Source organism: Streptomyces sp. NPDC097640 (assembly GCF_040302705.1).
In the GTDB taxonomy this organism is placed as follows: Bacteria; Actinomycetota; Actinomycetes; order Streptomycetales; family Streptomycetaceae; genus Streptomyces.
Genome location: NZ_JBEOSB010000014.1, coordinates 186723 through 198080, shown reverse-complemented (window position 1 = coordinate 198080; position 11358 = coordinate 186723). Strand labels below are relative to the sequence as shown.

Genomic DNA, 11358 nt, shown 5'->3' with positions numbered 1-11358 from the left:
CGTGCTCAGCGTGTCGAGAACGAGTGCACCGTCGTCGACCGGTATGTCTGCCCCGGCCGCAGCACCGTCGACGGGAAGCCGGGCTGGTTGGGCGAGTCCGGGAAGTGCTGGGTCTCCAGGCAGAAGCCGTCGCCCTGCCGGTAGACGTTCCCCGAGGTGCCCGCCAGCGTTCCGACCAGGAAGTTGCCGGTGTAGAACTGCACGCCCGGCTCGGTCGTCGCGATCCGCATCACCCGGCCCGACTCCGGCTCGCTCACCGTCACGATGTGCTCGGGACGGCTCGTGATGCCCTTGTCCAGGACGAAGTTGTGGTCGATCCCCTGACCGTAGAGCACCTGCTGGTGCGCCTCGCGGATGTCCCGGCCGACCGCCTTCGAGCGACGGAAGTCGAAGGGTGTGCCGGCGACCTTCGCCAGCTCACCCGTCGGGATGAGGGTCTTGCCGACCGGGGTGTAGCGGGAGGCGGCGATCTCGAGCCGGTGGTCGTAGATGGAGCCGGTGCCTTCGCCTCCCAGGTTGTAGTAGGTGTGGTTGGTGAGGTTCACGACCGTGGGCTTGTCGGTCGTGGCCTCGTAGTCGATGCGCCAGTCGCCCGTCGGCGTGAGGGTGTAGTCGACGCGCACCGTGAGCTTCCCGGGGTAGCCCATCTCGCCGTCGGGGCTGACCCGGCGGAGGGTCAGGCCGACGTTGCCGCCGCCCTCGAACGGCTCGATGGACCACACCCGCTTGTCGAAGCCCTTGTCCCCGCCGTGCAGGCTGTTGGGGCCGTCGTTGACGGGGAGTTGGTAGGCGTGGCCGTCAAGAGTGAACTTGCCGTTCGCGATGCGGTTGCCGTAGCGGCCGATCAGGGCGCCGAAATACGGGCTGCCGGCCACGTACGAGTCCAGGTCGGCGAAGCCCAGCGACACATTGCCTAGCCGGCCGTGGCGGTCGGGGGTCTCCAGGGACTGGACGAGGCCGCCGTAGGTGAGTACGGAGAGCCGCGTGCGGCCGTTCTCGATCGTCCAGCGGTCGACCTTGGTGCCGTCCGCCAGTGTTCCGAAGTGTTCCTTCACCGCGCGTCCGCCGCCCTTCGCGCCCTTCGCGTCCTTCGCGTAAGCCGTGCCCGTGCCCGTACCGACGGCCGTGGCCGCCAGTCCGGCGGCCGCTGCCGCCGTCATGAGTGTGCGTCTGCTCGTGGTCATGTGCGGCTCCATCAGTAGTGGTGGGAGACGGACTTACGAACCGACCCTGCGCTTGTTCCAGATGTCGAAGCCCACCGCGGCGAGCAGCACCAGACCCTTGATGACCTGCTGGTATTCGGTGCCGATGCCCACCAGCGACATGCCGTTGTTGAGCACACCGAGCACCAGACCACCGATGATCGCGCCCAGCACGGTGCCGACGCCGCCGCTGGCCGAGGCGCCGCCGATGAACGCGGCGGCGATGGCCTCCAGCTCGAAGTTGAGACCCGCGCTCGGGGTGGCGGAGCCCAGCCGGGCGGTGAAGACCAGGCCGGCGAGGGCGGCCAGCAGGCCCATGTTGACGAAGACCATGAAGGTGACGCGCTTGTCGCGGACACCCGACAGCTTGGCCGCGGGCTGGTTGCCGCCCAGGGCGTACACATGCCGTCCGACGACGGTGTTGCGCATCACGAAGGCGAAGACGGCCAGCAGACCGCACAGGATCAGCAGACCGACCGGCGCGCCGTGCCAGCTGGACAGGGTCATGGTGAAGGCCATCACCGCGGCCACGATCGCGGCGCACTTGACGTAGAAGAGGCCGATCGGCATCACGTCCAGCTCATACGCCGCACGCTGCTGCCGGCCCCGCCACTCCTGCCAGACGGCCGCCGCGCACACCGCGAGGCCGATGACCATGGTGGGGTTGTGGTACTGCGTGTACGGGCCCATCTCCGGGATGAAGCCGATGCTGATCTTCCGGAAGCCCTCCGGGAAGGGCGACAGGGACTGCCCGTCCAGCAGGATCTGGGTGCCGCCGCGGAAGACCAGCATGCCGGCCAGGGTGACGATGAAGGACGGGATTCCGACATACGCGATCCAGAAGCCCTGCCACGCCCCGGCCGCAGCGCCGACCAGCAGACAGAGGATGACCGCGAGTCCCCAGGGCACATCGTGGTTGACCATCAGCACGCCCGAGAAGGCGCCGACGAACGCGACCAGCGAGCCGACCGACAGATCGATATGCCCCGCGATGATCACGATCATCATGCCGATCGCGAGGATCAGGATGTAGCCGTTCTGCTGCACCAGGTTGGTGACGTTGAGCGGCCGCAGCAGGATGTTGTCGGACCATATCTGGAAGATGACGATGATCAGCGCGAGCGCCACCAGCATCCCGTACTGGCGCACATTGGCCCGCAGGCTCTGCACCAGCAGCGTCCCGATGCCCGGGGAGCCGTCGGCCGGCGGTGGTGCCGGGTTCTTGGTGTCCTGGGTCGCCGTGCTCATCCTTCGTCTCCTCTGTCCCTGGTCATGTGGCGCATCAGAACCTCCTGAGTCGCCTCGGCCCGCGGTACCTCCCCGGTCAGCCGCCCAGCCGCCATCGTGTAGATCCGGTCGCACATGCCCAGCAACTCGCCCAGCTCCGAGGAGATGAAGACGACGGCCTTGCCCTGTGCCGCCAGGTCGTTGATGACCGTGTAGATCTCGTACTTGGCCCCGACGTCGATGCCCCGGGTGGGCTCGTCGAGGATCAGCACTTCGGGACCCACATGGATCCACTTGCTCAGCACGACCTTCTGCTGATTGCCGCCGCTGAGCTTCCCCACCTGCTCGAACACCGTGGGGGCCTTGATGTTCATGGTCTTGCGGAACCGCTCGGCCACCCGCGACTCCTCGTGCTCGTTGACCACGCCGCGGCGCGCCACCTTGGCCAGCGAGGAGAGCGAGATGTTCCGGCTGATGGTGTCCTCGAGGTTGAGCCCGTAGTGCTTGCGGTCCTCGGTGACATAGGCGATGCCGTGCTCGATCGCCTCCGGGACGGTGCGGGTACGGACCTCCTTGCCGTCGCGGTAGACCCGGCCGCCGGTGTACCGGCCGTAGGTGCGCCCGAAGACGCTCATCGCCAGCTCGGTGCGGCCCGCGCCCATCAGGCCCGCGATGCCCACGATCTCGCCGCGCCGCACGTTCAGCGACACCCCGTCCACGACGTTGCGCTGCTGGTCGATGGGGTGGCGTACGGTCCACTCCTCGATGGCCATGGCCACCTCGGAGGCGTCGTCACCCTCGTACGGGGTGCGCTCGGGGAAGCGGTTGTCGAGGTCCCGGCCGACCATCCCGCGGATGATGCGGTCCTCGGAGACCTGCGGCTCCGCCTCCGGCGTCTCGCGGACCACCATGGTCTCGATGGTCTGGCCGTCGCGCAGGATGGTGACGGAGTCGGCGACCCTGCGGATCTCGTTCAGCTTGTGCGAGATGATGATGCAGGAGATGCCCTGGGCCTTGAACTCCATCAGCAGATCGAGGAGTTTGCCGCTGTCCTCGTCGTTGAGCGCCGCGGTCGGCTCGTCCAGGATCAGCAGCTTCACCTCCTTGGAGAGCGCCTTGGCGATCTCCACGAGCTGCTGCTTGCCCACTCCGATGTCGGTGACCCGCGTCTGCGGCGACTCCGTGAGACCGACCCGCTTGAGCAGCGCGGTGGCGTGCTTGAGCGTCTCGTTCCAGCTGATCAGACCGCCCTTGGCGTGTTCGTTGCCCAGGAAGATGTTCTCGGCGATGGACAGATAAGGGATCAGGGCCAGTTCCTGGTGGATGATGACGATGCCACGCTGCTCACTGGCCTTGATGTCCTTGAACGCGCACGCCTCCCCCTGGAACTGGATCTCCCCTTCGTAGCTGCCGTGCGGGTACACCCCGCTGAGCACCTTCATCAGGGTCGACTTCCCGGCGCCGTTCTCCCCGCAGATGGCGTGGATCTCGCCCTCGCGGATCAGGAGGTTGACGTCCGACAGCGCCTTGACGCCGGGGAAGGTCTTCGTGATGGAGCGCATTTCGAGAATGTGGTTCATGTCCCGGCCTCCATCCCTACTTCAGCTGGCCGGCGGTGTAATAGCCCTCTTTTACGAGGAGCTCGGTGTTGGACTTGTCGATGCTGACCGGGTTGAGCAGATAGGCCGGCACGGTCCGCTTGCCGTTGTTGTACGACTTGGTGTCGTTGACCTGGGGCTTGCCGCCGGTCAGCTTCGCGGTGGCCATCTGGACGGTGGCCTTGGCGAGCTTGCGGGTGTCCTTGTAGACGGTCTGCGTCTGCTCTCCGCGGATGATGGACTTCACGGAGGCGAGCTCGGCGTCCTGCCCGGACACGGCCGGGTAGGGCTTGTCCTTCGTGCCGTAGCCCACGCCGCGCAGCGCGGACAGGATGCCGATGGACATGCCGTCGTACGGCGAGAGCACGGCGTTGACGTCGGCGTTGCTGTAGGCCGCGTTGAGCAGGTCCTCCATGCGGTTCTGGGCGGCGCTGGCGCTCCACTTCGCCGTGTACAGCTGGTTGAGCTTCGTCTGCTTGCTGCGGACGACGAGCCGCCCGTCGTCGAGGTACGGCTTGAGCACGCTCATCGCGCCGTTGAAGAAGTACCGGGTGTTGTTGTCGTCCGACGATCCGGCGAACAGCTCGATGTTGAACGGGCCCTTCTTGCCCCCCTTGTCCTTGGGCAGCCCGAGCTTGTCCACGAGGTACGTGGCCTGGAGCACGCCGACCTTGAAGTTGTCGAAGGTCGCGTAGTAGTCGACGTACTTCGAACCCAGGATCAGCCGGTCGTAGGAGATCACCGGTATGTTCGCGTCATGGGCGCTCTGGAGCACATCGGTCAGCGCGGTCCCGTCGATCGGCGCGATCACCAGCAGCTTGTACTGCTTGGTGACCATGTTCTCCAGCTGCGCCACCTGGGCGCGTACGTCGTCCTCGCCGTACTGGAGGTCCGTCTTGTAGCCCGCCGCCTGGAACTGCTTGGCCATGTTCTTGCCGTCGGCGATCCACCGCTCGGAGGACTTGGTCGGCATCGCGATGCCGATCGTGTTGCTGTTGCCGCCCTTGTAGCGGCTTCCGCCGACCGCCTCCTGGCCGCAGGCGGTGGCGGTGAGCGAGAGCGTGAGCAGGGCGGCGAGCGCCGCCAAGGCTCGTACCGCTCTGGCCTTACGCATGATCATCGGGTCGTCCTTCCCTTGTGCGTCCGTGGCTCAGGATTCTTGGGGCGCGGGCTGTGACTGCGCCGACTGCGCCGTGGCGAAGCGCCGCAGCGGCCCGGGCAGCCGGGAGCCCAGCGGGGACATCCCGCCGTCCGCGCCCAGCCGGGCGAGCATGTCGAGCACGAGCCGGCCTCGGCGTACCCGCTCACGGGCGCTGTTCAGCGCGACATCGCGCAGCTGGGCGCCGTAGGGATAGATGCCGGGGGACTTGCTGAGCCCGAACTTCAAGTAGATGGGGGCGCCGCGGCGGATCAGCTCGGCGGCGTCGTAGATGCGGACAAAGCCGCCCAGGTCATCGGGGGCCTCCACATAGAAGTCCATCGGGGCGCCGGAGACCCGGCGGATCTCGGTCAGGTGCTCCAGCGTCAGGTCCGAGGGGATGTTGATGGAGTCGGCGCCGAGCTGCTCGTACACCGCGAACGAGGCCGGGTTGACCGGGCCGACCAGCGCAGACAGCTTGAAGGTGGTGTCGGCCGGCAGCTCGCCGCGCTCGCGCAGCTGGTGCAGCAGCCACAGCACGCCCTCGTCCGCGACCAGCAGGCACTTGACGCCCAGCGAGGCGGCGCGCAGCGCGTCCTCGACGCAGCCGGCGACCGCGTCATGGCCGCGGGCGCGCAGGCCGCCGCCGCGGGAGTCGGTACGGGTGGCGGCGCCGATGTCCCAGGTGCCGCGCGGGCCGGTGAACAGGCACAGCTCGGCGTTGCGCTCGGCGCAGGACTCCACCATCTCGGTGATCTCGGAGTCGGTGAGCATCCACACGCCGCTGCCCTGGCTGATCCGGTGGACCGGCACATCGAGGCGACTGGCCTCCTTGAACACGGTGGCCAGCGCCTCGGGCCCCTCCACGGAGGGGATCTCGGTGCGCCAGGTGCCGCCGTCCGGGAAGGAGTGCGGGGAGGCGTCGGCGGGGTCGGCGGCGGGGGCGGAGTGGCCGAGCGACGCGAGGGCCGCGTCGGCGGGGCGGCGGGGGCCGGAGGTGGTGGCTGAGGCGGCGGTCACGGTGCTCCCTGTGGAGTGATGGCCGGTGTTTCGGCGTCCGGCTGCTGTGCTGCCCGGCACGTCGTCGTCCGGGGGTACGGAGTTGATCTCATGGCGCCGTCCGGCCGGTCGGTATGCGGCTGACGCCGCGTGGTCGGACGACATTCGGGGACTGGGTGCACGCCGGTACGGGCCGTGTCAGGGCGGCCCGTACCGGCGCGCGGCTACGGGAGGCCCTGCGGGCGCAGCAGGACCTTGCCGACCTTCGGATCGCCGCTGCCGACCAGGTCGATCGCGGCGCCGAAGTCGGTCAGCGGCAGCTCGTGGGTGACCAGCGGGAGGAGGGACAGCAGCCCGGCGTCGAAGACCCGTACCGCGTGCGCCCATGCGCCGGGCGGGGCGCCGAAGACCGTCTGCACCTCGATCTGGCGCACCACCAGGTCGGTGGGGTCCAGACCGTCCGCGCCCGCCGCCGGGATGCCGGTGAGCACCAGCCGCCCGCCGCGCCGCAGCAGCGCGGCGGACTCCCGGGCGGCGGAGGCGGAGCCCGCGGTCTCGATAACGATGTCGTACGTGCCGGCCCCGGCCTCTGTACCGGCCTCGGCCAGCGCGTCCCGGGTGCGGAACGCCGTCGCGCCGAAGGACAGCGACAGCTGCTCGCGGTCCCGGCGGGTGCCGACCACCAGCAGCTCGGCGGGGGAGGCGGCGGCGAGGAACTGGACCGCGATCATGCCGAGGGTGCCGGTGCCGACCACCGCGACCCGCTCGCCCGGCTGGGCGTTCGCCTTGAGCGCGGCGGCCGCGATGCACGCGGCGGGCTCCAGCAGCGCGGCGGCGGTGAGGTCGGCGCCGTCGGAGAGCGGGTGCAGCAGCCGGGCGGGCAGGGTGAGGGTGGTGGCCATCGCCCCCGGCTGGGTGAAGCCGGTCTCCTCGTAGCCCGCGGTGCACAGCGTGGTGTCCCCGGCGTGGCAGCGATCGCACACCTGGCAGTTGCGGAACCCCTCGCCGACCACCTTCCGCCCGACGAGCGAGGCAGGCACCCCGGCCCCGACGGCCTCGACCGTGCCCGACCACTCATGGCCGGGGGTGACCGGATACCGGACGTATCCCTCGGGCCGGCTCCCCTGGAAGACCTCGCGGTCGCTGCCGCAGATCCCGGAGGCGTGCACCCGTACCCGCGCGTCCCCGGGCCCCGGCTCGGCCACGGGGCGGCGCTCCAGCCGGTGGCTGCCGGGCCCGTCGAGTACGAGGGCGTCTTCTGTGCCGCTCACATCTGCTCCGTTCGTGTCCCGCCCTGGACGGGGACCACCGGGTGGGCCCTCCCGCGGGCTCTCCCGCCGGGCGTGTTCTGCCCCCTCGCCTCCGCGGGAATCGCGTTTGTACACCCCTTCGGGCCAGGACGAGGGATATCCCTACTCACTCGGCACTCACTCGCCGCTGGTCTTCGAGGGGGCCCGCTTCTCCCAGCCCTCGGCCCAGAGGTCGAAGCGGGCCTGCTGCTGCGGGAACTCGGCGGCCGCGTCGGTGTCCAGCTCGACGCCGAGGCCGGGCGCGTGGGAGAGCTCGAAGTAGCCGTCCACGACCTGCGGGGCGCCCTTGACCACCTTCTTGATGTCCGAGTCGGCGAAGTCGTTGAAGTGCTCGAGGACCTTGAAGTTGGGCGAGGTGAAGCCGACCTGGAGGGAGGCGGCGGTGAGCACGGACCCGCCGACGTTGTGCGGCGCGACGAGCACGTAGTGCGTCTCGGCGGTGGCGGCCAGTTTGCGGGTCTCCCAGATGCCGCCGATGTGGCCGACGTCCGGCTGGATGATGTCCACCGCCTGGCTCTCGAAGAGCTCGCGGAACTCGATGCGGTCGTGGATCCGCTCACCGGTGGCGACCGGGATGTCCACCTTGGCCGCGACCTTCTCCAGCGCCTTCAGGTTCTCCGGCGGCACCGGCTCCTCCAGCCAGGCCGGCTTGAAGGGGGCCAGCTCGTTCGCCAGACGGACGGCGGTGGCGGGGGAGAAGCGGCCGTGCATCTCCAGCATCAGCTCGGCGTCCGGGCCGATCGCGTCCCGCACGGCCTCGATGAGCGAGACCGCGTACAAGGTCTCCTTGTGGTCGAGCTCGAAGTGCCCGGTGCCGAACGGGTCGATCTTCAGCGCCTTGTAACCGCGCTCCATGACCCCCTGGGCGGCCTTGTGGTAGGCCTCCGGCGTCCGCTCGGTCGTGTACCAGCCGTTCGCGTACGCCTTGACCTTGTCCGTCACCTTGCCGCCGAGGAGCTGCCACACGGGCACGCCCAGCGCCTTGCCCTTGATGTCCCAGCAGGCCATCTCGACGCAGGCGATGCCCGACATCACGATTTCGCCCGCCCGGCCGTAGTCGCCGTACTTCATCCGCCGTACCAGGTCCTCTACGGCGAAGGGGTCGGATCCGGCGATGTGATTGGCCTCGGCCTCACGGAGGTAGCCGACCAGCGCGTCGGTGTGGCCGAGCATGCGGGTCTCGCCGACGCCGGTGATGCCCTCGTCGGTGTGGACCTGCACGTAGGTCAGGTTGCGCCAGGGGGTGCCGACGACATGCGTGCTGATTCCGGTGATGCGCAAGGCAGTCTGCCCTTTCGCGAGTGGTGCGTTGCGTGGCGTTCGATATTTCGTCACACGTTCGAAATCCTGGCGTGACGGTAGTCACCGGGCGTAAGGGGTGTCAATGGCCATGCGTCGATCGGTTGTCGAATGATTTTCACGTTTGTGGCGGGGGCCGCGCGGGGGGTCGGCACGTTCGTTGTCGAACGGATATCGGAACGGCTCCCGGGGCGGCCCTGGCGCTCCGTGGGGGTGCGCTCGACCGCGTGTTCGCTGCCGCCGTGCTGCTTCCCCCCGGAGGGCGGCCGGCGAGTCGGCGCCGGCGGCCGAGGGGCGCGGCGTATATCCGGAGGGCGGCCGCACAGAGTCACGGGCAGTCACTGTGAGGGCCCGGCCGGACCGCCCCGGCTTTGATGCCGTGTGGACGACAGCGACGCCCGCACACCAGGAGTGACCATGGCTCGGACCGAGTACTACGACGATCCGGACGCCCCGGAGCCGAACAGCTTGGTTGTCGCCGCGTCCGCCGTCGTCACCGACGGGGCCGGTCGCATAGTGCTCCAGCGCCGCCGGGACAACGATCTTTGGGCGCTACCCGGCGGCGGCATGGAGTTGACCGATTCCCTGCCGGGAACGGCGGTCCGCGAGGTCAAGGAGGAGACGGGGCTGGACGTAGAGATCACCGGGCTTGTCGGCACGTACACCGACCCGCGACACGTCATCGCCTATACGGACGGCGAGGTCCGCCGACAGTTCAACGTATGCTTCACCGCCCGCATCGTCGGCGGTCAGCTCGCGATCTCCGACGAGTCCACGGAACTGTGCTTCGTCCCGCCGGAGGGGCTTGCCGACCTGCCCATGCACCACACACAGCGGCTCCGGCTCCGACACTTCCTGGAACGCCGCGATCGGCCGTATCTCGGCTGACCACACACTTGTATTGACTCGCTGGTTACTTGATCTCCGATCGGATCTCGTTCCGCAGGTCAGCCGCGATCTTGGCGCCCTCTTCGAGGGGCAGCTTCTCCTTGGTTGCGTCGACCACGATGACCACGCCAACCGTGCTGTGGTCGCCCCAGACGCACAACGGGGTGGTCTCCGGCTGGCCGGGCTCGGCATCGGACTTCCGGTACTGGCACTTCATGATCCCGTTCTTGAACCCGGCTGGTGACTGCTTCTCCTTGCTGCCGATGGATTCGGAGAGCAGGGATCCTCGCTGGGCGATGTCGAAGTACGCGTCCACGGCCTTCTCCGGATCGTCCACATCGCCGTAGAAGCCCACGAAGACAATGCTCTTGTTGTTGTCGAAGTCCGAGTCGGGGTCGGTCGTGTCGAGCGTCGACCAGGTGTTGATGACGCGCCTCCCGTTACTGACGCCGAGCAGGAGCGCCTGGTCGCTCGCACTGTCCTGCACCTCGGCTGAATCACCCCAGACCTTGTACTCGCCCAATACGGTGTCCGGCGCGGTGAGTTTGTAGCGCTTTCCGTCGTCGGGCACGGTTTCGGAGCCGTCCCCGTCCCCGCCGAACAGCGTGAAGCCGCCGACGATCGCGCCGACCGCGATCAGCACACCGACCACGATGCCGATGGTCTTCCGCTTGTTGCCGCCAACCTGCGGAGGGGAGGGGGGATACCCCGGCCAGCCTGAGGGCGTGGGGGCTTGCGGGTAGCCATAGCCCCGTTGTTCCGATGGGGGCTGACTGTGGTTCATGGGTGAGATATCCCAACTGGGCGCGAGGTCGGACGCTTCGTGGTGTGCTGATTCGATCGTCGAAGTATCCCAGTCGCGCGCAGAGGCATCCTCCCCGTGAACCGGTGGGCCGGTTGGGCCCGTTGGGCCCGTTGGCTCAGTGGTCGGTGGGCCCGTTCCAGTCGACGAGTTGGACGATGACGCCGTTGGGGTCGCGTACCTGGAAGGCGCGCTCACCCCACTCCTCCTCCTTCAGCGGCATGGTGATCGCGACGTCCTCTTCGCGCAGGCGGGCCAGCTCGCCTTCGAGGTCGTCGACCACGAGGGCGAGGATCAGGCCGGTGGCGTGCTCGTCGCGCTGGTCGGCGGGCAGGGACTCCAGCCCGCGGCGCAGGAAGATGACGTTCATGCCGAGGTCGTCGCGCGTCAGGGACGCGAAGCCGTCCGCGGCCATTTCCTCGTGGAACCCGAAGTGTTCGACGAGGAAGGCGCTGGAGGCGGAAGCGTCCTCGACGTTGAGGGACACGGCGCAAGAGGTGACCTTCATGGGCTCTCCTTACGAGATCGCTCTGACCAGTTTCTCTATACACAGTACACTATACTGTGTATAGAGTTTCTGAGTGCGGGGCGGCCTGGTACACCAGAGCCATGACCGCCGACGACCCCACCACGCTGCCCGGCCTCGGCGCGGAGCCCGCCGCCCCGCGACGCCGCGTCACCTGCCGTATGTGCGGGCGGCCGTTGCGGGGCCGGGAGGCGCGGCTGTGGGGGCTCGGGGACGAGTGCCGGGCCAAGTTGGCGGTGCGGAGCGCGCCGAGGCCGCCCGCGCGTGACGTCGAGCAGGACACGCTGCCGGGGATCTGACGGCGGCGAGTTGCTGCCGGAGGCGCCGGGGCGGTTCTGCCGGACCCGGTGGCTGACCGCCGATGCGCCG

Annotated in this window: 11 protein-coding genes; 2 read left to right on the top strand and 9 right to left on the bottom strand. The window is 68.7% G+C overall.

All coding sequences use genetic code 11. The annotated features are described in order from the left end of the window. Nucleotides 1-5: 5 nt before the first annotated feature. From ABTY62_RS23395 to ABTY62_RS23365, 7 genes are all read right to left on the bottom strand, one after another. Complete coding sequence (locus tag ABTY62_RS23395) at nt 6-1184, bottom strand: aldose epimerase family protein (protein WP_352131361.1); 1179 nt, start codon at nt 1182-1184, stop codon at nt 6-8. A 33-nt stretch (nt 1185-1217) separates the two neighbouring features. Beyond that, a complete protein-coding gene (gene mmsB / locus ABTY62_RS23390) occupies nt 1218-2450 on the bottom strand; it encodes a multiple monosaccharide ABC transporter permease (protein ID WP_311722730.1) in 1233 nt (410 codons plus the stop codon). Then, complete coding sequence (mmsA, locus tag ABTY62_RS23385) at nt 2447-4009, bottom strand: multiple monosaccharide ABC transporter ATP-binding protein (protein ID WP_352131360.1); 1563 nt, start codon at nt 4007-4009, stop codon at nt 2447-2449. Before mmsA ends, mmsB begins: the two co-directional genes overlap by 4 nt. Nucleotides 4010-4025: 16 nt before the next feature. Next, nucleotides 4026-5141 carry a multiple monosaccharide ABC transporter substrate-binding protein gene (gene chvE, locus ABTY62_RS23380; RefSeq protein WP_352131426.1) on the bottom strand — a complete coding sequence of 372 codons (1116 nt, stop codon included), beginning with the start codon at nt 5139-5141 and terminating at the stop codon, nt 4026-4028. A 36-nt stretch (nt 5142-5177) separates the two neighbouring features. Then, nucleotides 5178-6185, bottom strand: coding sequence for a hypothetical protein (locus ABTY62_RS23375; RefSeq protein WP_352131359.1), 1008 nt, complete (start codon nt 6183-6185; stop codon nt 5178-5180). A 203-nt stretch (nt 6186-6388) separates the two neighbouring features. Then, complete coding sequence (locus tag ABTY62_RS23370; RefSeq protein ID WP_352131358.1) at nt 6389-7435, bottom strand: zinc-dependent alcohol dehydrogenase; 1047 nt, start codon at nt 7433-7435, stop codon at nt 6389-6391. A 156-nt stretch (nt 7436-7591) separates the two neighbouring features. Further along, nucleotides 7592-8755, bottom strand: a complete 1164-nt coding sequence (locus tag ABTY62_RS23365) for a mandelate racemase/muconate lactonizing enzyme family protein (RefSeq protein WP_352131357.1) — start codon at nt 8753-8755, stop codon at nt 7592-7594. A 435-nt stretch (nt 8756-9190) separates the two neighbouring features. Here ABTY62_RS23365 and ABTY62_RS23360 point away from each other — a divergent pair, with 435 nt between their 5' ends. Next, a complete protein-coding gene (locus ABTY62_RS23360) occupies nt 9191-9661 on the top strand; it encodes an NUDIX domain-containing protein (protein WP_352131356.1) in 471 nt (156 codons plus the stop codon). Between the two features lie 25 nt (nt 9662-9686). Here ABTY62_RS23360 and ABTY62_RS23355 read toward each other — a convergent pair whose 3' ends face one another. Further along, on the bottom strand, nt 9687-10313 hold the full coding sequence (locus ABTY62_RS23355; protein ID WP_352131355.1) for a S8/S53 family peptidase: 627 nt from the start codon (nt 10311-10313) through the stop codon (nt 9687-9689). A 268-nt stretch (nt 10314-10581) separates the two neighbouring features. Next, nucleotides 10582-10971: a VOC family protein gene (locus tag ABTY62_RS23350; RefSeq protein ID WP_352131354.1), complete on the bottom strand. Its 390-nt coding sequence runs from the start codon at nt 10969-10971 to the stop codon at nt 10582-10584. 101 nt (nt 10972-11072) lie between these two features. On the opposite strand from ABTY62_RS23350, the gene ABTY62_RS23345 reads away from it, so the two are divergent. After that, the gene (locus ABTY62_RS23345) at nt 11073-11288 is read left to right on the top strand and encodes a DUF6011 domain-containing protein (protein ID WP_352131353.1); all 216 of its coding nucleotides are present in this window, start codon (nt 11073-11075) and stop codon (nt 11286-11288) included. Nucleotides 11289-11358: the final 70 nt, after the last annotated feature.

Coding starts and splice junctions, on each gene's coding strand:
- mmsB (WP_311722730.1), bottom strand. CDS start 2,450: ATGAGCACGGCGACCCAGGACACCAAGAACCCGGCACCACCGCCGGCC.
- ABTY62_RS23350 (WP_352131354.1), bottom strand. CDS start 10,971: ATGAAGGTCACCTCTTGCGCCGTGTCCCTCAACGTCGAGGACGCTTCC.
- mmsA (WP_352131360.1), bottom strand. CDS start 4,009: ATGAACCACATTCTCGAAATGCGCTCCATCACGAAGACCTTCCCCGGC.
- chvE (WP_352131426.1), bottom strand. CDS start 5,141: ATGCGTAAGGCCAGAGCGGTACGAGCCTTGGCGGCGCTCGCCGCCCTG.
- ABTY62_RS23345 (WP_352131353.1), top strand. CDS start 11,073: ATGACCGCCGACGACCCCACCACGCTGCCCGGCCTCGGCGCGGAGCCC.
- ABTY62_RS23395 (WP_352131361.1), bottom strand. CDS start 1,184: ATGACCACGAGCAGACGCACACTCATGACGGCGGCAGCGGCCGCCGGA.
- ABTY62_RS23360 (WP_352131356.1), top strand. CDS start 9,191: ATGGCTCGGACCGAGTACTACGACGATCCGGACGCCCCGGAGCCGAAC.